Raw genomic sequence first — 23,682 nt, forward strand, 5'->3', positions numbered from 1 at the left:
TAAACTATTAGCCTGTCGCCAGAATGGATCGCGACCGGCTCAGTATCGTTAGCTCCACGACGCGAGCTTCCGTTCGCGATCTTATGCCAGGGGCCGATGCCGATGAATGCTGCCGATGTCTTCACGACGCTCGACGTCGAATTGAAGCCCGATCCGTCACGCACCGTGATCCGGCCGTTCAGCTTCGGCTACCCGCCAGCGTTCGAGGCGGATCACCCACCGCGCAGCAAGGTCGTCGTGGACCGCATTCGTGCGCTGGACGATACGATGCGCGAACGGATGCGCGACCTGTTGCTGACCCCGATGCGGGAACGCCATCGCAACGTCGAGCAGGTGTTGCTCCGCCGCTTCGAAGAGGTGCGGGAGGACATAGGGGAGGGCGAGGTCGACGACGATGAGCGGCTTTTGATCGGCGCCTATTTCAGCCAGGAATATGCGTTCGAATCGGCGGCGCTGTTCAATCCGAGTATCGTTGCACTGAGCGACGAGGAGCCCTCCGTTCCCGGCGCGATACGCTTCGTCATGTCGCTGCGGGGGATCGGCGAAGGACATATCTCGTCGATCACGTTTCGGACCGGTGAATGGGGCCCGGGCGATCGACTGGTGATCGACCCGCCGAGCGCCCACGGCGTACCGCCCCAAATCGAACGCCAGACCGATGGCTGGGTTCGCTTGCTGTGCGAAGACAGCCAGGACGCGTCGGAAACCGTGATCTTCCCGGTCCTGCCCAGCCAGCGCCAGGGTATCGAGGACCTTCGGCTGGTCAACTTCACCGATCACGACGGCGTCCGCAGCGTCATCGGTACGTACACGGCCTTCGACGGCAAGGATGCACGGCAGGAGATCCTGCGCGGCATCGACCTGCGCACGGTCGAGATGAGGCCGCTGGCCGGAGCGATGACGGGGTATAAGGGCATGGCGCTGTTCCCCCGGCGGATCGGCAACCAGTTCGTGATGCTGGGTCGGCAGGACAGCGAGAACATCTGGTTGCTGCGGTCGGACGACCTCTACACGTGGGAAACCGGGGCGCCGATCATGGCCCCGAAATATCCCTGGGAATTCGTCCAGTTGGGCAATTGCGGGTCGCCGATCGAGATCGACGAGGGCTGGCTCGTCTTCACGCACGGCGTCGGCATGGTCCGCGGATATTGCATCGGTGCCTGTCTGCTCGACAAGGACGATCCGTCCAAGGTGCTGGCGCGCACGGCTTCGCCCTTGCTGTTCCCGAGCGCGGAACAACGCGGCGGCTATGTGCCGAACGTGACCTATAGCTGTGGCGCGCTGATCCGGGATCGTCGCATATTGCTGCCGTACGCGATCGGCGACGAATTCTCGGCGTTCGCCGTCGGCGACGTCGACGATCTGTTGGCAGTCATGGAGCCGGGTTGATCCGCGGGCCGTGGGCCACGACCGATCGACGCATCAGCGAAAGCGCGCGAGCCAGGCGGTGCGTCGATCGGTCTGCTTCGTCAGGCAAGCCGGATGGTTCAGCCGTTCGATCGTGCCGGCGCCCTTGCTCCGGTCGAGTGGACACGCACTGTCGCGCTGCCTGATCCAGCCGCGCTGCGAGGTCCGCAATGCCGCTTGGCGCCTTGCAGGCAGCCGCTTCATCGTCGTACGATAGGTTGCGTTCAGCCGTGCGTCCGCGCGCCGATAGTCGGCGCCGAAACACGCCGCCATCGCCGCGGTCACGCCGCGCGCCGCATCGCCGGTGTTCAGACAGCGGTCGAGTTCAGGCGAGGTGGCAAGAGCGAAAGCCAAGGCGAGGGTAAGCATCGCGATTCTCCGTTGGCGGCATGACGCCGCGATCGGCTACTTCTTAGCCTCGTCCTTCGGGATGCCGCTATAGGTCGGAGGCGTTGCAGAATCTGCCTGTTCGTTCCCGGTCTCGAACGAGTTGGGTCGCTTGCCCTCCTTGCAACCGGTCAGGACAGCGAACATGACGAGTATGAGAATGCGGATATGATATTCCAGTATAGAACGCGTAAGCTCGGGGAGCGATTATCCACGCCATAGCACAATGACGGCGGCCCGACGCTCAAAGTGTAGGAGGAATTCTTCTGCGCCCGCGGGCCACCATGTCGTGATTATACGGGATCGACGGTGTGTCATGGCCGTTATCGGCGATCGTGAGCCAAGCCATGGCTTCGGCGACACGCGAGGCGGGTTCGAGGGGAATGCGCGCGAGCTCGACGTCGAAAGGTGCGAAATATGCCGGTTCGCCCTGCCATTCGATCAAGCGCTCGCGGGCATGGTCGATCGACCAGCCGTGGAGGTGAATACCCAGGTCGACGAGCGCGCGGGAGACGCGGAAGAGCAGCCAGTGGATGTGCCCAAGTTCGTCGTGCGGATCGGCATAGGCACCGGCCCGTTCCGCGAGTTGCTCGGCGTAGATGCCCCAGCCCTCGACAAATGCGGAGGCATAGTCGATCCGGAGCGGGTGGGGCGGGGTGGCGCTTTCCAGGCCGAGCTGGATCATGTGACCGGGGAGCAATTCATGGGCGACGACGCTGGGGAGAGTCCAGCGTGGGCGGCGGCGGATGTCTTTGAGGTCGACGACATACGCGCCGGGTCGGGTCGGCGAGGGCACTTCGCGATACCCGCCGCGGCCGCTGGCGATCTCCTGCTGGGATAGCGGGCGGGCGATGGCGTTCAGGGACCATTGCGGGAGATCGCCGAACATCGCCCGGATATGGCTGCGGGCGGTGGCGAGCATCCGGTTCATATCAGCGATTGCCTGCCCACGGCCGGCATCGCTGTCGGGGTAGAGGAAGCGATCGTCGCGCCAGAGTTCGGCGTAACGCTCTGCGATCGTCCCCTTGGGCGCACCGATTTGATCGAACAGCCTCGCGGCGCGGGCGTGGAGGCGGTTCAGTTCGGCGAATAGACGGCGTTCGGCATAGGCCGGCGTCAGGGTGCCGAGCGAGCGTTGGAGTTGCAGAGCGTACCAGTCCGAGCCGCCCCGGAGCCGGCCGACGCCGGGGGCGGAAGGCGCGGTGTCTCTCAGGCCTTCGAGCGTTGATATCTGGCGGTCGATCGCGGGGTTCTCGGGAGCGGTACGGAGCGCCTCTACGGTGCGGTCGAGCGACAGGCGGGGGAGAATGATTCCGGCCTCGGCGTCCGCCAGGATTGCAGCAGTGTCGGCGTCGACCTTAGCGGGATCGAGGCGTGTGGCCTTCCATGCGCCGGTCGTCGGCGTGACGCGGTAGGGGCTGCGCCCGGTGCGGCCGAACGCGGACCGTGCGATGGCGGCGTCGATCGTGCGACCGGCGCGGGCAATGGTCAGGTCGAGACGGTCGGTGGGTTGCAGGCCCTCTGCGTTGAAGGGTGCCAGCAGGCGGAGCGCTTCGTCAGGGTCGGTGGCGGCGGCTGCATCCAGGGCTTGGCGCAAGGACGTGATCGACTGGGCGCGAACATTCGCGGGGACGAAGGCTGACGAAACTAGCCCGGCGAGCACATTTCTGCGGCTCGGAGTCATCCTCGCCCCCTCCGTTCGGGCTGGGCGAAGTCGAGGGGGATGTTGCGAGAAATAATGCTCATCAGCGGGGCAGCGGGATGTGATTGTTGGCCTGCGTGATCTCGGGTTCTTCACCGGTCAGCGCGACGTGGACGGCGAGCGTTGCGGGATCGATGCGGGCCGGGATCCCCAGCTTCACGGTCGTGGTCCTCGGCAGTAGGTCGAGCGGGGCGGCTAGCGGCTGGATGCTCGTGGTTGCCACCACCTTGCCCGTCAAGTCGACCAGATCCGCATGACCGCCCTTCGCGTCCCTTGCACCGAGACTGTGGACGGTGACGCCGACATTGCGCCCCTTCACGACGACATCGTCGGTACCGATGCCGAGATCCGCACGCTCGTCTACCGGGTTTCCCGCTTCGACCAAGGTGAAGTCGAACACCGTCGTACCCGGTGCGAAGGTCACATCCATATTCGCGCTGCGTTCGAGCACCATCGACTGCGCGCCACCGATCGGTGTGAGTGTCTTGCCGCCATCCGAACTGCTCGACGCCTGCATCGACCAGCGGCCTGCGGTGACGGTCCAGGTGGACATCGTCGCGCGCTGGGCGTGGTCGGTGGTATTGTAGGCAATGACGCGGAACTTGGTCGGCGTGGCGCCCGGCAGCAGGATCGCGATCCGCTCGGCCGCGCCCGGTTCGGCGAAGCGCCAGCTTACGGTATTGCCAGGCCAGCTCTGGTTGCGGCGCAGCGCGATGCCGCCGAGCCGTTCGCGTTGCAGGATCTCACTCGGCTGGTCGACGCGGTCGCTCCACCAATGGCCCTCGGTATACATGTCCATGTGCTGGGACTTGTCGGCGATCGCGTCGGCGTGGAGCGCTTCCAGCGGCGCGGTGTCGCCTGATGCAGCCCAAGCCGTGTAGCGGGCGAACGGGTCGTCCGACTTCTTCTCCGCCAGTTTCTTGCGCGCTGCGGCACCGCCGGGGAGTACGTCGAAGGCGTTCTCGTTGAACTCGGCCAGCGCGCCGGGGCCGGCCTTGGCGAGGCGGGCTTCGATCGGGCGCAGGTATTTCGCGTCGCCGGTGTAGCGCCACGCCGCCCAGGTCGCCTGTAGCGACGTGGTGATGCCGCCGCCGTCGCCGACGCGCTCGGCATCGGTGCGCCAGTTGATCTCGTTGGGATAGCTCCAGCTGCCATCCGGAGCCTGCTTGCCATGTGCCATCCAGCCGTCGATCACGCCGGTGACCAGGCCGCGCGCGAGCGGGTTGGCGTTGTAGAGGCCGACCAGCATCGGGCCGTGCATGACGGTGAAGGCATAGGGTTTCTGCCATTCCCATGCGCCTTCGCGGTACATCTTTCGCCCGCCATACCAGTTGCTCGCGAAGTGCATGTGGCCGGCCGGGTTCTTGAGGATGACGGTCTGCAGGGCGCGGGTATTGTCCATCAGGCGTTCGACGGCCTTGGGTTCGCCCCAATTGAGATAGAGGCGTTCGGCGTTGCTGTTCAGGCCCTCTTCGTACGCGTGGAGTTCGTCGGCGGTAATGTAGCCGAGGCCGTTCACGATCATGCCGTTTTTGTAGACCGCATCCGACAGCGCGCGAAGCGAGGCGTTGATCTTGTCGGGCTCGACACCCATCAGCGCGAGGCCGGGCCATTGTTGCGTCAGGTCGGTATCGTCGGACAGGCCGCCGCCGAAATCGCCATAAGGGACCTGGCGTTCGTCGATCCACCAGGTGACGAACTGGCGGACCCGTTGGAGGTCTTCGAGTTGCCTGAAGGCCCAAAGCGGCACCCCCGCCGGAGCGACGGGCTGGACGAAGGCGGGCATGTTCTCTGGACGATAGTTGATGTCGGCCCAATAGGCGCGGGCGCGCGCGTTGCCGGGATCGACGCGGAGCAGATCGGAGATGTCGGCGAACAGGCGCTGGTAAAGGCCGGCGCGCTTCGACGCGGTGTGTTCCTCGACGAGGAAGCCCCAATTGTCCTTCACCTGCGCCATGCGATCGGCGATGTGTTCGGGCAGGGCGGCGGCACGCGGCTTGAAGACGAGGCGGATCTTGGCCCCGTTCAGCGCGGTCGCGTCGAAGTCGGGCGCGGAGCTGGCGATCGTCAGATTGAGGCTGTCGTTGGGCAGGACGCGATCGCGCAGGTCCAGCCAGAGCGTGCGCGCTTCGTTCGGCCGCACCGAGACGGAAAGGTCGATCATGTCGCGGCCGAGCCAGATCGGGTCCTTCACGCGGATGTTGAGCGCGATCAGGCCGGCGGCATTGGGCTTGGATTTCAGCGCGGGGATGTCGATCGCTATGCCGTCGAGGCCGTCGTTGAGATTCTGCCAGCCGTAATCGAACGCGCGGGCGAGCGGGCGGTCGGTGAGCGCGTCGCCGAAGCTCGCCGGGATCAAGATGTGGACGATCGGGGCGGCGTCCGTGCGGCGGACGGGCGCACCGGATGCCCCACCAGTGCCCGCGCCGACGGCAGCCTTCAGACCGGCGGAGGGCATAGCGACGACGGTGCTGCGTTCGTCGGGCGCGAACCGGCCCGCGATGTACGTGTTGAGGGGGACGAGGGCTGCGAGGTCGGGGGATGCGGCGGCGTCGATGGTGTAGGAGAGCTTGAAGCTGTTCGCGGGTTCAGCGCCGGCGCCGATGTCGTAGGCCCAGAGCTCCTGGATCGGTTGCTCCTGCATCGTGTTGGTGAAGCTGAGCGTGCCGCCGGTGCGGGGGGCGAACTGGTTTACGCTGCGGACTATGCCTTGGGCGCGGGTGGCGATCTGGGTAGTCTTGGTTCCGTCGCTCCAGTCGAGGCGGCCGTATGCCGCGCCGCGGATCTCGACGCGGTTGACGCGTTCGTTGGGCGGGATGGTCAGGTCGTAGCGCTTGCCGCCTTCGACATAGGTGTTCCAGTCGGGCAGCTCGAAATAATCGTCGCGGCCGGGCAGGCGGGAGCGGTTGTAGACACCGGGCCAGGTCGTCTCGGCGATGCCGTCGACGCCCTTCCACATCCATTGCTTGAGGTCCTTCGCGTCGGCGAACTCGACTTTCCGCACGCGGGTGACGGGGGCGTCGAGCACGGGCGGGGCGGTCTTGTCCCAGCCGTAGCGGTGGAGCCAGGCGGCGCGCTTCGCGGTGGGGTCGGTCGCGGGGGCGGGGGATGGTTCGCGCTTGTCGGCGAGTGCTGCGACGTCGGTGGCGGGGAGGATGCGGTCGTAGACGCGGATCTCGTCGAGGTCGGAGCCGCGCATGAAATTGTAGCGGCTCTGGACCTGGTGGGGGGACATGACGCGGCCGGCCAGGCCGAACTGGTCTAGGCCGCTGTCGAGGTCGGCCTTCTGGTCTTTGCGCGCGACGAGCTTGCCGTTGACGAACAGTTGGACGCCTACGGTTTCGTCCCAGGCGAAGGCGATGTGCGACCACGCGTCCGCGGCAGGAGCTTGCGGGATCGTCCAGGAGACGCGGATGCGCGAGAGGTTCGCGTCGGTGACGAAGGCGTCGAAGCCGTGGCCGTTCCAGTCGATCCGCAGGAACGCCATGTCCCAGCTAGAATGATCCGCGAACCCGGCGCGGAAGATTACGAACGGCGCTTCGCCGACGGGCGTGCGCGATCGCCAGAAGAAGGCGAGCGTACCGCGGTCCGCGCGGATGTTGCCCGGCGCCTTCCACGCGACATAGCCGTCGTCGGCCCAGCGCGCAGCACCACCGATCGCACCATCCGGCGTGATGTCGACGCCGCTGCGGAAATTGGGGACGGGATCGCCGGTGGCATAGTCGGCGGTGAGGCTTTTGTCGGCGGAGGCGCGGAAGAGGAGGCCGGTCGCATTCTGTGCGGCGGCGGATGTTGTGGATGCGATCGCCAATGCGAGGACGGACGCCGTAGTGAAACGCTTCACGCTTCTCTCCTTGGGGCCAAAAAAGCTTGTTCTCCCGCCAAGGCGGAAGTCCAGGCTGGGCTCCCGCCTTCGCGGGAGGACAAGGAAGGGCAACCTAGCCCGCGTCCACTCTCGCAAGTCGCGGCGACAGCAGATGCACGACGGTGATCGCGATCAAATACGTGCTGCCGGCGACCGCAAAGATCAGCGTGTAGCTACCCGTGGTCTGCAGGATGTAGCCGGTGAACTTGGCCATCATCATGCCGCCGATCGCGCCGACCGTGCCGCCGATCCCGACCACCGACCCCACCGCGCCACGCGGAAACATGTCCGAGGGGATCGTGTAGAGGTTCGCCGAGAACGCCTGATGCGCCGCCGTCGCCAGCCCCAAGATCCCGACGGCCAGCCAGAGATTGTCGACATATTGGGCGAAGAAGATCGGCATCACCAGGAATGCGCACGCCAGCATCGTGACTTTCCGCGCGAAATTGGCGGAGTAACCGCGCTTCATCAGTTTCGACGATGACCAGCCGCCCGCGACGCTGCCGAGATCGGACAACAGGTAGATCGCGACCAGCGGCGGACCGAAGCTCTTGAGATCTAGATGATAGGTCTTGGCAAGAAAATCGGGCGTCCAGAACAGGAACAGCCACCAGATCGGGTCGATCAGAAACTTGCCGAGCGCGTAGGCCCAGGTCTCGCGGTAGCCGAGCAGCTTGAGCCAGCCGATCTTCTTCGCAGGGTCCGCCGGATCGCTCTCGATATGCGCGAGTTCGGCGGGCGAAAGCTTCGCCACTTCGCGCGGACGACGATAGATCGCGATCCATGCCACCAGCCAGATAAGGCTGATTGCGCCGGTGATGATGAATGCCATCCGCCAGCCGAACGCGATCGTGATGATCGGCACGATCAGCGGCGTGATGACCGCGCCGATGTTCGCACCCGCGTTGAACACCCCGGTCGCGAACGCGCGTTCCTTGGCCGGAAACCACTCCGACACGGCCTTGATACCAGCCGGGAAGTTACCGGCCTCCCCCAAGCCGAGCACGACGCGCGCCGCCGAGAACTGGAACGCGTTACCCGCGAACCCGCAAAGCGTGTGGCCCAGCGTCCAGATCACGAATGCGACCGAATAGCCGATCCGCGCGCCGAGCACGTCGACGATCCGGCCGAAGCTAAGATAGCCGATCGCATAGGCCGCCTGGAACCAGAAGATCACGTCGGCGTAAGTCGTCTCGTTCCAGCCGAGTTCGGCGGAGATGGTCGGCTTCAGCACGCCGATCATCTGCCGGTCGACGTAATTTATCGCGGTCGCGGCGAACAACAGGCTGCAGATCAGCCATCGATAGCGGCCGATATTGCCGCCTATGCCTGCGTCGCCTCTCCCGCTGGACGCGCCCACCTCCGGCATGTTGATGCTCGCCATTGGCCTCTCCTATCTAGTGCAGCCTCTAGCGGGCCTTGATGGTGCAATGGACGGCGAACCGTCCGTCGAAGCGCGCCTCGACCCGGTCGCCGATCACGACCGGGTGAACGCCGGTAACCGCGCCGGTCGAGACCCATTGTCCCGGCGACAATGCGATACCGCGCATCGCCATGTGTTCGAGCAGATAGCGGACCGCACCGAATGGTCCATCGAGCATCGTCGCACTCGTCGCGGCGCCGATCAAGGCGTCGTTGATCCACAGTTCGACCGGCCAGTCGTTGATGTCACCCTCGCGCCAGCCCTCGGCATCCGCCCCGACTACCAGCCCGTTGTTGTTGCCGAAATCGGACACGGTGACGGTCGGTCCCAGCGCGTTGATACCGGGAAAGGGGGAACTCGCGATCTCGATCCCGACATGCACTGCGTCGACCATCGCACGCGCCTCATCCGCGGTGTAGCGGGTCTTGGCGGGATCGGGCGCGGTGCCGATTCTGAGCAGGAACTCGGCCTCGGCGGCCGCAAATCCATGCGCAAAGACCGGCATCGCGACCGGGACTGCGCTCGCCGTCACGACCTGATCGACGAAGATAGGGCCCGTCAGGCGGTCGACGCCGTCGAGGGGCGGATTGATCCGGCCCACCTTCCAGCCGGCGACGACACCCTCAGCAAGCAGCAACGCCGCATCCTGAACTGCATAGCCCTCGGCGAGCGTGGCCGGCACGTCGCCGGGAAATTTGGGAACGGTGCCGCCTTCGCGGCGCGCCTCGACGAAGGTTCTGGCGATCCGTGTCGTGTTGTCGGTCGTGTCGGGCAGTGCCGCCAAGAACCCCTCCTGTCATGTCATTCTATTTTTTCGAAGCCTATGGGAAACCGGTGTCATTGACAAGCGGGCATGCGCAGATCGGTTGAAGACGATCGACTTATAGCGTTACGCCTCGCTTCCAGATCGCGATCTCGCATTCGCCGTTTCGCTCCGCGGCGGTTTCGGCCCCCGACGAGATGTCAGTGATACGCGCCAGCAGCGCGTCCTCGGTCGCCGCGAACCCGTCTTCCAGCACTGCGCCTGCGTCGAAATCGATCCAGCCGGGCTTGCGCATGGCGAGGTCGGTGTTCGACGCTATCTTGATCGTCGGGACGGGGAAGCCGAGCGGCGTGCCGCGGCCCGTCGTGAAGAGGATTGCGGTCGCGCCCGCCGCCGCCAGTGCGGTCGAGGAAACCGCGTCGTTGCCCGGCGCTTTCAGCAACGTGAGCCCATCCATCCGGATTCGCGCGCCATAGTCGATCACGTCGGCAACTGCCGCACGGCCAGCCTTCTGCACCGCGCCGAGCGACTTTTCCTCCAGCGTGGTGATGCCGCCGGCGACGTTGCCGGGTGACGGGTTCTCCGACACCGTTTCGCCGTGATCGAGGAAGTAGCGTTTGAAATCGTTGACGACCTCGACGATCCGCTCGAACACGGGCTCGCTCGCCGCGCGGTTCATCAGCATCTGTTCGGCACCGAAGATCTCAGGGATTTCCGTCACCAGCACGCGGCCACCCGCCGAAACGACGCGGTCGCTTATCCGGCCGACCAACGGGTTGGCGGTCAGCCCGGACAGGCCGTCAGACCCGCCGCACTTTACTCCCAGCACGAGCTTATCGAGGCCGACCGGCTGGCGCTCCGCCTTCGCCAGCGCGGCGAGTTCGGCGACCAGTGCGCAGCCTTCTGCGATCTCGTCGCCGCTCGCCTGAGTCGTCAACGTGCGGATCGTCGCGCGGCGCGACTCCGGGATCGCTGCGAGCAACGCCTTGATCTGGTTCTCTTCGCAGCCGAGCCCGACGATCAGCACGCCGCCAGCATTGGGGTGGCATGCGAGGCTTGCCATGATCGTCCGCGTGCCCTCCAGGTCCTGGCCGAGCTGCGAACAGCCATGGGGGTGGGTGAAAGCGTGGACGCCGTCGACCGTATCGCCGACCAGCACGGCGGCCTTGGTCGCGATACGCTCGGCCGTGCGCGCAACGCAGCCGACCGTCGACAATATCCAGATCTCGTTGCGCGTACCGACGCTGCCGTCGGCGCGAACATAACCCTGAAACGTCGCAGCGGATACGCGCGGGGCCGACGCGGTATCGACCGGATCGAACCGATAGGCGAGGGTGCCTTCCAGGCCGGTCTTGAGGTTGTGCGAATGGACGTGCGCGCCCGGCATGATCGCCTGCGTTGCGTGGCCGATCGGAAAGCCGAATTTCAGCACCGGATCACCGGCTGCGATCGGTGCGAGCGCAACCTTGTGTCCGCGACCGATATCGGCGGCCAGCGCAATCTCGGTATCGCCGACGTTGACGACATCGCCGGCCGATGCATCGGCGAGCAGTGTCGCCACGCCGTCGCGCGGATCGACCCTCAAAGCTTTGGCCATCGCACCCTCTCGTATTGGTAACCGGTGTCAACATTATGCGGCGGCTGTCGCTTTTCCGCAAGACGGCTCGCTCGGGTCTGCTATGTCTGCGTAATGCAGAAGACCGGTCAGCCAACGATCAACGATGTGGCCCGGATCGCCGGGGTTTCCAAGAAGACGGTGAGCCGGGTGATCAACCGGTCGCCGCTGCTCAACGACGATACGCGCAAGCGGGTCGAGGACGTGATCGGCGAGCTCGGCTATATTCCCAATCCGCAGGCGCGCGCGCTGGCGCTCCGCCGCAATTTCCTGATCGGGCTCGTCCACGACAATCCCAATGCCCAGACAGTCCTGAATGTGCAGCAGGGCATGCTCGAGGCGTTGCACGGGACCGAGTTCGAGATGGTCGTACGGCCGCTCGATCGCGGATCCGCGACGATGCTCGACGATCTGCGACATTTCCTGGAGCGGCAAAGGCTGTTCGGGGTGCTGCTTATGCCGCCGGTCAGCGAGAATGATTCCGTTGCCAAACTCTGCGACTCGATCGGCTGTCGCTACGTCCGGATGGGTTCGGCCGTGATCGACGACACCGAACATATGGTCGCGTCGAACGACCGAGAGGCGGTGCGGGCGGCGGCCGAGTATCTTATCGAGCAGGGGCACCGTCGGATCGGTCTGGTGGCGGGACCGCACGGGTTCCGGTCGGCGCGTGAACGGCGCCTGGGGTTCGAGGACGCCTTGGCTGCCGCTGGAATCGCTTTGCCGCGCAGCATGATCGCGGATGGGAACTACACGTTTGAATCGGGGCTGGTCGCGGCGGAGCGGTTGCTCGACGTGATGCCGCGGCCGACCGCGATCTTCTCGTCCAACGACGAGATGGCCGCGGGCATCATCCACGCCGCGCGGCAACGCGGGCTCGAGATTCCGCGCGACCTGTCGATTATCGGCTTCGACGATACGCCGATCGCCGCGCATGTCTGGCCCCCGCTCACCACGGTCCGCTGGCCGATCGCGTCGATGGCGCGCTCGGCCGCGTTGAAGTTGATCGCCGGTGCCGACGATGGCAGCGATCTGGTCGAGGAGCCTTCGCTGTTCCTGTCGACGCTGATTCGCCGCGCCTCGGTCTCGCCGCCCGCCGACATCGAGACTTGAGAATCCGAATGGATTGACGGTTGCATGGCTTGCTGACACCGGTTACCAGATCGCCCAGGATCGCCCAGGATCGCGCGAAGCGGCAAGGAGGATGGATGATGGCAATGGCTCTGGAACTGCATCCGGACCACCTTTTCCCGGCGGAACAGGCAACGTCTGCGAGCGTACGGCCACGGTTCGCCGAGGTGGCCGCGTTGCCGACCATCGGCTCGCATAGCCATGCCGATCCGACCGTGTTTGCGGACGATGCGAACTTTACCAAGGCGACCTCGCTGCCACTCGTGCGCGACGACTATCGAGTGCTCGACGGCCAGGGTGGCTTTGGTCGTGAAGCACCGTCTTGCGACTGGGAAGCCCCTGAATTGGCGCATGAACCCACCAATGATCTCTTTCTCCGAGCCTATCGGATCGATGAACCCTTTTCCGTCGCGCAAGCGGCCTGACCGGAGTCCTTTATGTACGATCGCACCTATTACGCCACTCACCCCGACATGATGGAATGCGTCTCCAACGACGAACTGCGCGACCGCTATTTGATCCAGGACCTGTTCCGCGACGGCGAGTGCGTGCTGAACTACACGCATGCCGAACGTTTCGTGATCGGCGGCGTCGCGGTCGCCAGCGGTAGCGTCAAGCTGCCCGACCAGACCGAGCCGGCATCGGCGGCGGGTCACCCGTTCCTCGAACGTCGCGAGCTCGCGGTCGTCAACGTCGGCAAGGTCGGCGGCACCGTGACGGTCGATGACGAGACGTTCGCGCTCGGCAACAAGGACTGCCTGTACGTGACGATGGGCGCGAAGGACGTGCAGTTCTCCGGCGACGGCGCACGCTTCTATCTGGCGTCGTGCCCAGCGCACAAGGCGTTCACGACGCGCGTGATCTCGGTCGGCGATGCGACCACGCTGGAGCGTGGCAGCCTCGAGGAGTCGAACGAGCGGACGATCTACCAGATGGTCATCCCCGGTATCTGCGACAGCGCGCAGCTTGTCATGGGGCTCACCGTGCTGAAGCCGGGCTCGGTCTGGAATACCATGCCGCCGCACATCCATGAGCGTCGCAGCGAAATCTATTTCTACTTCGAGCTCGACGATCTCGAGAAGGACCGCGTGTTCCACTACATGGGCGAAGGCGAAGCGACCCGCCACATCGTCATGGCGAACGAGGAGGCGGTGATCAGCCCGCCCTGGTCGATCCACATGGGTTCGGGGACGAAGGCGTATGCGTTCATCTGGGCGATGGCCGGTGAGAACCAGGATTATACCGACATGAACGTCCTGGATATCTGCCAGCTGGCGTAACCGATTTTCCCCTTCCCGCTTGCGTGAGGGGGCAGGGGGTGGGCATGCGCTCACCTCCACTGATCCGCTCGAGGAAAGCGCGAGCCCACCCCCGACCCCTCCCGCATGCGGGAGGGGAGGAGATAGCGATGACAAACCCCTTTGACCTGACCGGCAAGGTCGCCATCGTCACCGGCGCGAACACGGGCATCGGCCAAGCGATCGCGATCGCGCTTGCAACGGCCGGCGCCGACGTCGCCTGCGTCGGCCGCACCCCCGCCGAGGAAACCGTGGCACAAATCCGCGCGCTCGGGCGAAAAGCGGAGATCGTGTCCGCCGACTTATCGACGATCGAACCGGTGCAGCGCGTCGTCGACGAGACGGTGGCAAAGCTCGGCGGTCTCGACATTCTGATCAACAACGCCGGCATCATCCGTCGCGCCGATGCGGTCGACTTCACCGAAGCCGACTGGGACGCGGTGATCGACACGAACCTGAAGTCGGTGTTCTTCCTGTGCCAGGCAGCCGGCCGGCATATGATCGCAAACGGTGGCGGCAAGATCGTCAACATCGCCTCGATGCTGACGTTCCAGGGCGGCATCCGCGTGCCGAGCTATACGGCGTCGAAGTCGGGCATCGGCGGCCTGACCAAGCTGCTGGCGAACGAGTGGGCGAGCAAGGGCGTCAACGTCAACGCGATCGCACCCGGTTATATCGCGACCAACAACACGGCCGCCCTACAGGCGGACGAGACCCGCAACCGCTCGATCCTCGACCGCATTCCGGCAGGGAAATGGGGCGATGCGAGCGATCTTGGCGGCGCGGCGGTCTTCCTGTCGTCGGCGGCTGCAAACTATGTTCAGGGGCATATCCTGGCCGTCGACGGCGGCTGGCTGGCACGATGACTCGGCATAGGGCGACCGCGCTAGGCTGACGAGGGGGGGCTTCCGCGAGCGTATTCGTCGTGGCACGCCCATTCCACCCTGCACTAGGCGGCGGTCCCCAGGGCGGGGTGGAACGAGATGAAGGGGCGATATGGCTAAGTTTCTGGCGTTCGGCGAAATCATGCTGCGGCTTTCGCCACCGGGGCGCGAACTGCTGTTGCAGACGCCGAAGTTCGACGTGTGGGTCGCCGGCGCGGAAGCCAACGTCGTCACGCAGCTTGCTCGGCTGGGGCACGATGTCGGCATGGCGACGATGGTGCCCGATAACGACCTCGGTCGCGCGGCCATTACCACGCTCCGCGGGCATGGTGTAGAGACGTCGACAGTGACCGTCGGGGGCGAGCGGATGGGACTGTATTTCGTAACCTCCGGCGCCGGGCTCCGCGCGACCGAAGTGATCTACGACCGCGCCTGGTCGTCGTTCGCCGAAGCGCCGTCGAGCGCCTGGGACTGGGACGCGCTGCTCGCGGGCGTCGATCGCTTCCACCTTTCCGGCATTACGCCCGCACTCGGCCCAGTGCCGGCGGAAAGCGCTCTCGCGGCCGTCGAGGCGGCCACGCAGCGCGGCATTCCCGTCTCGTTCGATGGCAACTGGCGCGGCAAACTGTGGGAGCGCTGGGACTCCAACCCGCGCGGGATCCTGACCCAACTCGTCGCGCATGCCGACCTGATGTTCGGCAACCACCGCGACATCGCGCTCCTGCTCGGTCGAGATTTCTCCAGCGACGCGGAGGACCGGCGGCGCGAGGCAGCCGAGGCGGCTTTCGCGGCGTTCCCGCGGCTGCAGACGATCGCGTCGACCGCCCGCCACGTCGAGCACGTCGATCTCCACCGCCTGTCCGCGCGGATCGACACGCGAGAAACGCATGTCCAGACCGACGAGGTCGTGCTTGCCGGGATCGTCGACCGGATCGGCGGCGGCGATGCATTCGCGGCTGGCGTGCTCCACGGGCTGCGCTCGGGCGAGGATCTTGGGGAGGTGGCGCGGATCGGCCTCGCGCTGGCTGCTCTGAAGCACTCGTTACCGGGCGATGCGAGCCTGTTCCGACAGGCCGATATCGACGCGTATCTGGCGGGTGGGCTCGATGTCCGCCGCTGACGGCTGGACGCGACGTCGTACGATCTGGGGCGCCGCAGCGCTGATGCTCGCGGGGCATGCGCGTGCGGCTGCTCCGTCGACCGTCCGCGCGCCGGCGGGCGATTTTATCGGCGTGCCGGACCGGGGCGTCACCGCGTTCAAGGGCATCCGCTACGGCCGGGCCGATCGCTTCTGTGCACCGGTGCGGGTCGCGATACCGGGCCAGATACGGCCGGCGCAGGCGTTCGGGCCGGTCTGCCCACAGTCCGGCCCGTATGCCCCACAGTCGGAGGACTGCCTGTTCCTCAACGTCTGGACCGCGGAGGCCGATCACCGCGCGAAAAAGCCGGTGATGGTCTATATCCACGGCGGCGCCTATTCGAACGGCAGCGTCACCGATCCGCAAAATGACGGGCAGGCGTTGGCGGCGCGCGGCGATGTCGTGGTCGTGACGGTCAACCACCGGCTCAATGCGCTGGGCTATCTGTACCTCGCGCGGCTCGGTCCCCGGTTTCCCGACAGCGGCAATGCAGGGCAGCTTGACCTGATCCTCGCACTGCAATGGGTGCGCGACAACATTGCGGCGTTCGGCGGCGATCCGTCTCGGGTCATGGTGTTCGGCCAGTCGGGCGGCGGTGCAAAGATCGCGACGATGATGGGGATGCCCGCCGCCGCCGGCCTGTTCCACCGGGCCGCGACGATGAGCGGGCAGCAGGTTACGGCATCGGGCCCGCTCAACGCCACCGCGCGGACGCGTGCGTATCTGGCGAAGCTGGGCGTGGCCGAGACCGACCTTGCGCCGTTGCTGACGATCCCGGTCGAGAAACTTGTCGAGGCGTTGTCCGCAAGCGATCCGATCATGGGCGGTGGCGTGTATTTCGGTCCCGTGCTCGACATGACTTGGCTGCCGCGGCATCCATTCTGGCCCGACGCGAACCCGCTCGGTAACCGCATCCCGATGATGCTCGGCAACACCCACGATGAAACCCGTGGCTTCCTCGCCCCGGACTCGACGAAGGTGAGGGGGCTCGACTGGAGCAACCTCGCCGCGCGCATGGCGCCCGAGCTCAAGATTGACATCCTGCCCGAATGGGTCGTGGCGCAGTACCGCGCACGCTATCCGGACTGGACGCCGACCGCTGTCTTCTATGCCGCGACCACCGCCGGGCGGAGCTGGCGCGGGCAAGTGATCGAGGCGGAAGCACGCGTCGATGCAGGCGCGCCGGCCTGGGTCTATCAGGTGGATTTCGCGTCACGGACGGACCCGCGGCGCGGCGCGTTTCATACGATGGATATCCCGCTGGTGTTCGGGACGCTGGACGCCACCGGATCGCAGACCGGCACGGCAGCGGACGCCCTTGCCGCCTCGAAGGCGATGCAGGACAGTTTCGTCGCGTTCGCGAACACGGGTGATCCCAACCACGCGGGAGCGCCGGCATGGCCGCGGTACGATCGTGCCAAGCGCGCGACGATGATCTTCGACGCCCGCTCCAGACTGGAGAACGATCCACGCCGGTGGGAGCGCGAACTGTTCGCCCGCGTACCGTATATCCAGCCGGGCACCTGATCTCAGCGCGGGATTGGATAGGCGACGATCAGCGCGAGCGGTTCGCTGCCGGTCTGGCGGATGCCGACCGTCTCGCCGTCGAACAGATAGGCCGCTACGCCAGTCCGTACCGGTCGCGTCACGCCACCGGACGAGACTGAGCCGGTGCCGGAGATCACGTAATATACTTCGTCGTGCGCGATGCGGTGGAGGCCGATCGCGCTGCCCGGGTGCAAGATGCGTTTGCGGAACTCCATCGTTCGCCCGGGCACGCCGTCGCTGATCCGGTAGGCGGTGCTGGAGCCGATCGCACCGTGCGGAGGGGGCTCCTGGCGTACCGTATCGGCCTCGTCCACGACGACCATCGGTCGCGATCCGGGCTGCTGCGCGAGGCCCGCCGCCGGCATCATCGTCGCGACTGCGAGTGCGGTGATAGCGGTTCGTTTCATCGGTGCATCTCCTGCTTCATGCGATGTGCGACGCGGTATGTTGACACGCCAAAGATCATGCGACATTGTTGTGACACCGGTTACCTAGGCAGACAAGGGACCGGGGGAAGGACCAGCAAGAGCTGGCCTTTCGGGAGAGGATCGGGTGCCGCCGTGACATTTTACGGGTCCAACTCTTCGAACAATCAGGTCGGTGGTGCAGCGACGAGGTTTCGGCTGCGCAACCGGTGTCATCGGCAACGGCCGAATGGGGAGTGGATGCAATGGAAGTTCAAGCAACGGTTGCGACTCGACGGATGAGCTGGCTCGGTACCGTCTCGGCGGGCAGTCTGGTTCTCGCGCTCGCCGTACCTTCGATCGCGTCGGCGCAGGCCGCCCAGATTCCGAACGCGACGACGCCCGGCACACCGGCGCAGGTCGATCCCTCGCCCGCGCAGACTGCGGTCGTGCCGCAGGGTGGGGCGAGCGATCCGGCCGCGACGACCGCACCGCAGGCTGCGCCCGACGCGGTCGCCGCGGATGGTCAGACCGCCGAGATCGTCGTCACCGGTTTCCGCAAGTCGCTCGACGCCGCGCTCAACGTGAAGCGCCAATCGGTGTCCTCGGTCGACGCGATCGTCGCGGAGGATATCGCCAAGTTCCCCGATCAGAACCTCGCCGAGTCGCTGCAGCGTATTCCCGGCATCTCGATCCAGCGCGACGCGGGCGAGGGGCGGGCAATCACGGTTCGTGGTCTCGGCGCACAATATACTCGCGTGCGCGTGAATGGTCTGGAGACGGTGGCGACGTCGACCGACGGCGCCAGTTCAAACCGCGACCGCGCGTTCGATTTCAACGTGTTCGCATCCGAACTCTTCAATTCGATCGTCGTCCACAAGACTGCGGAGGCCTCGCTCGACGAAGGGTCGCTCGGCGCGGTGGTCGATCTGAACACCGGCAATCCACTCGGCGGCAAGACCGGCTTCACGCTCGTCGGCTCCGCGCAGGCGAGCTATAACGACCTCAGCAAGAATTTCGGACCGAGGCTCGCCGGCCTGCTCTCGTGGAAGTCGGCCGACGGCACGTTCGGTGTCGCACTGTCCGGCGCGTACACGAAGACCAACAATTTCGAGCTCGGCAACAACAGCGTGCGCTGGGCGCAGGGCGTCTTCGATTCGGTGAACGGCACCCGTTGCTTCACCCAGCCGAACCGGGGCGGCAGCTACACCAACCAGGCAGTGTGCGACCAGGCGGCGCTCGCGTTCCACCCGCGTATCCCGCGCTACGGCTCGGTGCGGCACGACCGCGAACGGCTCGGCCTGACCGGCAGCATCCAGTGGGCGCCGACGGAGTCGACCAAGATCTCGATCGACGGGCTGTATTCGCGCTTCAAGGAGACCCGCGAGGAGGAATGGGGAGAAGTGCTGCTTCGCTCGAACGAACGCTCGATCGACATCAGCAACTTCACGATCGACGGCAACAACAATCTCGTGAAGGCGACGCTCAACGACGCCTGGGTCCGCACCGAGCATTATTTGCGCAAGTCCCAGACCGAATTCTATCAGTTGGGCGGCAGCTGGGATCAGGACGTGACGGACACGTTCCGCTTCACGCTTCTCGGCGGCTTCTCGAAATCGGATGCGACGATCCCGGTCGAGACGACCTTCGTGTTCGACGATCGCGACGCGCAGGGGTATAGCTACGACTATACCGACATGAAGCGCCCGACGCTGACCTTCGGGACCAGCGTCACCGATCCGGCCAACTTCCAGCTTGCCGAAATTCGCGACCGGCCGTCGGAAACGGTCAACACCTTCCGGACCGGACAGTTGCGCACCGAATGGGACGTCGCCGAAGGGTTCCAGATCAAGGCGGGTGCGATGTATCGTCGCTTCTCGTTTGATACCAAGGGCTTCTCGCGCGATGCGGTGGTCTGCCCCAATGCCGGCGGCAAGGACGTCGTGCTCGGCACGCTCACCTGTTCGCCGAACACGCTATTCGGTCCCACCGCGATCTACGGTTTCCCGGCTGGGAATCTCGGCGAGATTTTCAACCTGGGCAAGGCCGGGCAGCCGTCGGGAACGACCACCAGTTTCCTGGTGCCGAACATCGACGCGTCGGCTGCCTATACGGGGCTGTACGGCCGTACACCGACCGTGCTGGTTGGTGACACCCGCAGCGTGATCGAGGAAGTCACCGGCGGTTACGCCCAGTTCGACGTGAAGGGCGACATCCTCGGCCTGAACTACGCGGCGAACGCGGGCATGCGCTATGCCCATACCAGCCAGAAATCGACCGGCATCTCGTCGGCGGTCGTCGGCGGCGTCACCATCAACACGCCCGCAACGGTGGGTCGCAGCTACGACGACTGGCTCCCGGCGATCAACGTCGCGCTATTCCCGACCGAAAAGATCATCCTGCGCGGCGCGATCTCCAAGGTGTTGACGCGGCCGAGCCTGGGCAGCCTGACGCCGGGCGGTTCGGTCGACGGCTTCAATTACCGCGTGACGTTCGGCAACCCGCAGCTTAAGCCGTTCCGCGCGACCGCGCTCGATCTCGCCGCCGAATGGTATTTCGCGCCGCAGTCGATCTTCTCGGTCGCGGTGTTCAAGAAGCTGATCGAGAGCTTCCCCGTCACCCAGCCACGCAGCGGCACCTTCGCCTCGACCGGCCTGCCGCTCTCGGTGATCCCCGCCAGCTCGCCCGCTGCGCTCAATCCAGAGGCACAGGAGTGGCAGATCAACGCGCCCATCAACGGCGAGGGCGCTTCGCTGAAGGGCATGGAAATCTCGCTCCAGTCGAGCTTCCGCTTCCTGCCCGGCTTCCTGAAGAACTTCGGCTTCCTGGCGAACGCGACGTTCGTCGACTCGAAGGCCGACTATACGCAGGGCGGTCCGGCGACCACGGTATCGCGCGCGACGTTCAACCCCGTGACCGGTGCCGTGATTTCGCCCGGCGGCGTGCTCGGCGCATTGCCCGCCACCACGCGTACCGCGACGCTCTACGGCCTGTCGAAGCGCGCGTATAACGGTACGCTCTATTACGAAGACAAGAAGTTCAGCGCGCGTGGTTCGGTAAGCTATCGCAGCCCGTACATCGACGGCAGCTCGGCAACGGGCAATCTGTTCGAGGGATACAACTCCACGCTCAACGTCGATGCCTCGTTACGCTACAAGTTGACGCCGATCGTCGAGGTGTCGCTCGAGGGAACCAACCTGACCGACAATTATCGCAGCCGGTACACCGATCTCGACACCAACCGGAACTACGAGAATAATCACTTCGGCCGCACCTTCCTCGTCGGCGCACGCTTCAAGATGTAGGTGCGACGGACATAGTCTCCCCTCTCCTCGGGCGCATTCCTCACGGAGTGCGCCTTTCTTTTTTGGACCGAAGCGTATGATCGATCGTCGGAGTGCAATCCTGGGCACGTTGGCCGCGGGCCTTTCGGCCGGCGCGGCTGCACAGACACCGCCGCCTGCACGTGTCGGTAGCCGCCTGCCGAGACTGCCGGACCCTACCGAAACGATCGACCTCTGGCCGGCGGGCGCACCCGGCGCGCCGCCGAAATTACCGGTCGAGGTGGTGGTGGATCGGGCCACGGATGCTGCTGTGACCGACCGCGCCGTCCACGGCATCGCCCGTCCGCGGATGGTCGTGTTCCGCCCGGCCAAGCCCAACGGGTCGGCGATGCTGGTGATGCCGGGCGGTGGCTATGTCCGGATCGTCGTCGACCGCGAGGGATATGAGATTGCCCGCTGGCTCGCGGACCGTGGCTGGACGGTGTTCGTGCTGTTCTACCGCTTGCCCGGCGATGGTTGGGCGGCGGGGCCAAACGTCGCCCTGTCGGATGCGCAGCGTGCCATCCGTTTGATCCGCGCCCGCGCCGACAAATACGGAATCAAGCCAGACCGGGTCGCCGCGATGGGGTTCTCGGCGGGTGGTCACGTCTGCGGCGACCTCGCGACCCGGTTCGCGGAGGATACCTACACCCCGGTCGATGCCGCCGACCGCGGCAGCGCTCGGCCCGATGCCGCCGCGTTGATGTATGCGGTGCAGTCGATGGCCTTGCCGCTCGCCCATCCCGGATCGCGCACGCTGCTGCTCGGGCCTTCGCCGACGTCCGCGTTGGAGCAAGCACATTCGACCGCCTCGAACGTGACGTCGGCGACGCCACCGTGTTTTCTTCTCCATGCCGAAGACGACCGCACCGTCCCGGTCGACAATACGCTGGCGTTTCGCGCGGCTGCGATCAAGGCCGGCGTCGCGGTCGAAACGCATCTGTTCGCGACCGGGGGACACGGCTTCGGCATGAGCAGGGCGGTCGGCAAGCCGGTGGCGCTATGGCCGACGCTGTTCGCGGAATGGTCGCACGCCCAAGACTTTGGCTGAAGCACCTCCAACTGCGATCAGAGCGCCTGGTACCGGAAGTCGCGAAAGCGTGCCTCCCCGCTGCCCGCCGAATACAGGCCGGGCCGCAACATCAGGAACCCGCCGCGGACATTGTGGTGATAGCCCGACACCTCCATGCCGCGATCGAAGCGTTGCCAGCTCTTGCCGGCATCGCCGCTGGTATGGATCGCGACGATGTGGCGCGTGTTCGTGATCCGGATCCGCATGCGGCGCCCGTGCGGATTGGCTGGACGCCCGCGCTCGGCGCCATATTGATGCGTGACGAAGCGGTGTTCGTCGAAGCCCAACCCGCAATACAGCTTGTCGTCGTAGAACAGCACGAGCCCTGCGGTACCGCCGGGCGCGATCTCGATATCGCATTCGAACCGATAGGCCTGGTCGCCCGCAATCAGCATGAAGGGGGACGAATCGACCGGGGCCGTGCCGATGGCCTTCAGGATCAACGCACCGCCATCGGTCCGCGCGCGGTCGCGTTCGGTCGGGCTTGGCCGAAAGAAATTCCACTTGCTGCCGATTTGCAGCGTGCGAAAATCGTCCGAGAGCGGTTGCCCGTGGGGGAGAGCCGCGCCGCCCCGCGGTTTGGGCAAGGGCTTCGACAGGTCGCCGCCGGTCATCGCGAACCAGCCGTCCGCGGTCCAGCGGATCGGATCGAGCAACGCCTGCCGTCCCAGCGTCCAATACCCGTTCTCGAAGCCGTGATAGATCGACCACCAGCTACCGTCAGGCGCCTCGATGAGACTGGCATGACCGCGCGACCACCATTTCTCGTCGGTGCTGACGGTTCGTACCACGGGGTTGGCGGGATCGTTCACCCAGGGGCCGTGGATCGAGCGCGATCGGGCGACGATCACCATGTGCCCGGTCGGTGGCCCCGCGGTGCCGCCGACCGCGGTGATCATGTAGAACCAACCGCCGTGGCGGGTAATCTTCGGCCCCTCGGGACTGAAGCCTTCGACGTCCCACGTGTCGGGATAGCGCCACGGATCATAGACATGCTCGACCTTGCCGACCGTCGACAGGCCGTCTGCGGCGAGGCGGATGCGGTCGCCGCCCGACAGGAACAGCCAGCGCGATCCGTCCTCGCCGACCGCGTGGCAGGGATCGATATGGTCGGGCAGCCCGAGGTCGATCGGATCGGACCAGGGGCCATCGATATGATCGGCCCAGATGACGTGGATCGCGTTCGGCTTGGCCTTGACCGGTATGTACAGAAAGTACCGACCGTCGTGCTTCTCCAGGCTGACCGCCCAGACCGAGCCGATATTCTTGGTCAGCGCGGCCTTGCGCGGCTGCCAGTTGACCAGGTCGCGGCTGTGCCAGATCGTCAGCCCCGGATAGGAATCGAAACTGGAAAAGGTCATGTAATAGTCCGCGCCGTCCTTCAGGATGGCGGGATCGGGATGGTCCCCTGCAATCAGCGGATTGAGGAAGCGACCATCGCCGAGGTCGGCCACGCGCTGCCCCTCGAAACCACGCCGCCAGTCGCCATCGGATCGCGGCACGCTGACGTCGGGCCCGAGCGGTTCTGCGGCCAAGGGCGACGAAAGAGGCAGCGCCACTGCCCCGCTCGCTAACGCCAGTCCAAGGGTCTCCCGGCGACTATAGGCCATGCGCATCTCCTCTTTTCATCCGCAGCGTTCGTTGCGCTGTCGAGATAGCCTGCCGCGCGATACTTACTGGATGGTCGTCGAACCATCGACACGTCGGGCGCCGATATACGA

The 23,682-nt window shown here is 65.5% G+C and carries 17 protein-coding genes; 9 read left to right on the top strand and 8 right to left on the bottom strand.

The window, feature by feature from the left end:
• Positions 1–102: 102 nt before the first annotated feature.
• A complete protein-coding gene (locus tag U1708_RS03545; RefSeq protein WP_332742814.1) occupies positions 103–1,389 on the top strand; it encodes a glycoside hydrolase family 130 protein in 1,287 nt (428 codons plus the stop codon).
• A 33-nt stretch (positions 1,390–1,422) separates the two neighbouring features.
• Here the strand turns inward: U1708_RS03545 and U1708_RS03550 are convergent, their stop codons facing one another.
• The 6 genes from U1708_RS03550 to U1708_RS03575 form a co-directional block, all read right to left on the bottom strand.
• Positions 1,423–1,776, bottom strand: a complete 354-nt coding sequence (locus tag U1708_RS03550; protein ID WP_332742816.1) for a lysozyme inhibitor LprI family protein — start codon at positions 1,774–1,776, stop codon at positions 1,423–1,425.
• A 262-nt stretch (positions 1,777–2,038) separates the two neighbouring features.
• Complete coding sequence (locus U1708_RS03555) at positions 2,039–3,391, bottom strand: DUF885 family protein (RefSeq protein WP_332742818.1); 1,353 nt, start codon at positions 3,389–3,391, stop codon at positions 2,039–2,041.
• Positions 3,392–3,539: 148 nt separating this feature from the next.
• Entirely contained in the window at positions 3,540–7,340 is a 3,801-nt protein-coding gene (locus U1708_RS03560; protein WP_332742820.1) for a LamG-like jellyroll fold domain-containing protein, read from the bottom strand.
• A gap of 94 nt (positions 7,341–7,434) precedes the next feature.
• Positions 7,435–8,745 (bottom strand): MFS transporter, encoded by a 1,311-nt coding sequence (locus U1708_RS03565; protein ID WP_332742822.1) that lies wholly within the window; start codon positions 8,743–8,745, stop codon positions 7,435–7,437.
• A 25-nt stretch (positions 8,746–8,770) separates the two neighbouring features.
• Positions 8,771–9,568, bottom strand: a complete 798-nt coding sequence (locus U1708_RS03570) for a 2-keto-4-pentenoate hydratase (protein WP_332742825.1) — start codon at positions 9,566–9,568, stop codon at positions 8,771–8,773.
• Between the two features lie 97 nt (positions 9,569–9,665).
• Positions 9,666–11,144: a UxaA family hydrolase gene (locus tag U1708_RS03575; protein WP_332742827.1), complete on the bottom strand. Its 1,479-nt coding sequence runs from the start codon at positions 11,142–11,144 to the stop codon at positions 9,666–9,668.
• 93 nt (positions 11,145–11,237) lie between these two features.
• Between U1708_RS03575 and U1708_RS03580 the strand changes: the two genes are divergently transcribed.
• From U1708_RS03580 to U1708_RS03605, 6 genes are all read left to right on the top strand, one after another.
• A complete protein-coding gene (locus U1708_RS03580; RefSeq protein ID WP_332742829.1) occupies positions 11,238–12,275 on the top strand; it encodes a LacI family DNA-binding transcriptional regulator in 1,038 nt (345 codons plus the stop codon).
• A gap of 98 nt (positions 12,276–12,373) precedes the next feature.
• Positions 12,374–12,718 (top strand): hypothetical protein, encoded by a 345-nt coding sequence (locus U1708_RS03585; protein ID WP_332742830.1) that lies wholly within the window; start codon positions 12,374–12,376, stop codon positions 12,716–12,718.
• A 12-nt stretch (positions 12,719–12,730) separates the two neighbouring features.
• A complete protein-coding gene (gene kduI, locus U1708_RS03590; RefSeq protein ID WP_332742831.1) occupies positions 12,731–13,573 on the top strand; it encodes a 5-dehydro-4-deoxy-D-glucuronate isomerase in 843 nt (280 codons plus the stop codon).
• A 128-nt stretch (positions 13,574–13,701) separates the two neighbouring features.
• Positions 13,702–14,457, top strand: coding sequence for a 2-dehydro-3-deoxy-D-gluconate 5-dehydrogenase KduD (gene kduD / locus U1708_RS03595; RefSeq protein ID WP_332742832.1), 756 nt, complete (start codon positions 13,702–13,704; stop codon positions 14,455–14,457).
• 130 nt (positions 14,458–14,587) lie between these two features.
• Positions 14,588–15,595 (top strand): sugar kinase, encoded by a 1,008-nt coding sequence (locus tag U1708_RS03600; protein WP_332742834.1) that lies wholly within the window; start codon positions 14,588–14,590, stop codon positions 15,593–15,595.
• Complete coding sequence (locus U1708_RS03605) at positions 15,582–17,141, top strand: carboxylesterase/lipase family protein (protein WP_332742836.1); 1,560 nt, start codon at positions 15,582–15,584, stop codon at positions 17,139–17,141. Before U1708_RS03600 ends, U1708_RS03605 begins: the two co-directional genes overlap by 14 nt.
• A 2-nt stretch (positions 17,142–17,143) precedes the next feature.
• Here the strand turns inward: U1708_RS03605 and U1708_RS03610 are convergent, their stop codons facing one another.
• Positions 17,144–17,527, bottom strand: coding sequence for a cupin domain-containing protein (locus U1708_RS03610; RefSeq protein ID WP_332743559.1), 384 nt, complete (start codon positions 17,525–17,527; stop codon positions 17,144–17,146).
• A 305-nt stretch (positions 17,528–17,832) separates the two neighbouring features.
• Here U1708_RS03610 and U1708_RS03615 point away from each other — a divergent pair, with 305 nt between their 5' ends.
• Together U1708_RS03615 and U1708_RS03620 are read left to right on the top strand one after the other, a co-directional pair.
• A complete protein-coding gene (locus U1708_RS03615; protein ID WP_332742838.1) occupies positions 17,833–20,871 on the top strand; it encodes a TonB-dependent receptor in 3,039 nt (1,012 codons plus the stop codon).
• Positions 20,872–20,947: 76 nt separating this feature from the next.
• Positions 20,948–21,940: an alpha/beta hydrolase gene (locus U1708_RS03620; protein ID WP_332742840.1), complete on the top strand. Its 993-nt coding sequence runs from the start codon at positions 20,948–20,950 to the stop codon at positions 21,938–21,940.
• A 17-nt stretch (positions 21,941–21,957) separates the two neighbouring features.
• Here the strand turns inward: U1708_RS03620 and U1708_RS03625 are convergent, their stop codons facing one another.
• Positions 21,958–23,571: a family 43 glycosylhydrolase gene (locus U1708_RS03625; RefSeq protein ID WP_332742841.1), complete on the bottom strand. Its 1,614-nt coding sequence runs from the start codon at positions 23,569–23,571 to the stop codon at positions 21,958–21,960.
• Positions 23,572–23,682 lie beyond the last annotated feature (111 nt).

This window comes from Sphingomonas arabinosi (assembly GCF_036663715.1).
Classification (GTDB): domain Bacteria; phylum Pseudomonadota; class Alphaproteobacteria; order Sphingomonadales; family Sphingomonadaceae; genus Sphingomonas.

What these genes read in the sequence shown, in the direction of transcription:
- kduD (WP_332742832.1), top strand. Translation starts at nt 13,702, where the DNA reads ATGACAAACCCCTTTGACCTGACCGGCAAGGTCGCCATCGTCACCGGC.
- U1708_RS03580 (WP_332742829.1), top strand. Translation starts at nt 11,238, where the DNA reads ATGCAGAAGACCGGTCAGCCAACGATCAACGATGTGGCCCGGATCGCC.
- U1708_RS03575 (WP_332742827.1), bottom strand. Translation starts at nt 11,144, where the DNA reads ATGGCCAAAGCTTTGAGGGTCGATCCGCGCGACGGCGTGGCGACACTG.
- U1708_RS03610 (WP_332743559.1), bottom strand. Translation starts at nt 17,527, where the DNA reads ATGCCGGCGGCGGGCCTCGCGCAGCAGCCCGGATCGCGACCGATGGTC.
- U1708_RS03550 (WP_332742816.1), bottom strand. Translation starts at nt 1,776, where the DNA reads ATGCTTACCCTCGCCTTGGCTTTCGCTCTTGCCACCTCGCCTGAACTC.
- U1708_RS03620 (WP_332742840.1), top strand. Translation starts at nt 20,948, where the DNA reads ATGATCGATCGTCGGAGTGCAATCCTGGGCACGTTGGCCGCGGGCCTT.
- U1708_RS03565 (WP_332742822.1), bottom strand. Translation starts at nt 8,745, where the DNA reads ATGGCGAGCATCAACATGCCGGAGGTGGGCGCGTCCAGCGGGAGAGGC.
- U1708_RS03615 (WP_332742838.1), top strand. Translation starts at nt 17,833, where the DNA reads ATGGAAGTTCAAGCAACGGTTGCGACTCGACGGATGAGCTGGCTCGGT.
- U1708_RS03585 (WP_332742830.1), top strand. Translation starts at nt 12,374, where the DNA reads ATGGCAATGGCTCTGGAACTGCATCCGGACCACCTTTTCCCGGCGGAA.
- U1708_RS03625 (WP_332742841.1), bottom strand. Translation starts at nt 23,571, where the DNA reads ATGGCCTATAGTCGCCGGGAGACCCTTGGACTGGCGTTAGCGAGCGGG.
- U1708_RS03600 (WP_332742834.1), top strand. Translation starts at nt 14,588, where the DNA reads ATGGCTAAGTTTCTGGCGTTCGGCGAAATCATGCTGCGGCTTTCGCCA.
- kduI (WP_332742831.1), top strand. Translation starts at nt 12,731, where the DNA reads ATGTACGATCGCACCTATTACGCCACTCACCCCGACATGATGGAATGC.
- U1708_RS03605 (WP_332742836.1), top strand. Translation starts at nt 15,582, where the DNA reads ATGTCCGCCGCTGACGGCTGGACGCGACGTCGTACGATCTGGGGCGCC.
- U1708_RS03545 (WP_332742814.1), top strand. Translation starts at nt 103, where the DNA reads ATGAATGCTGCCGATGTCTTCACGACGCTCGACGTCGAATTGAAGCCC.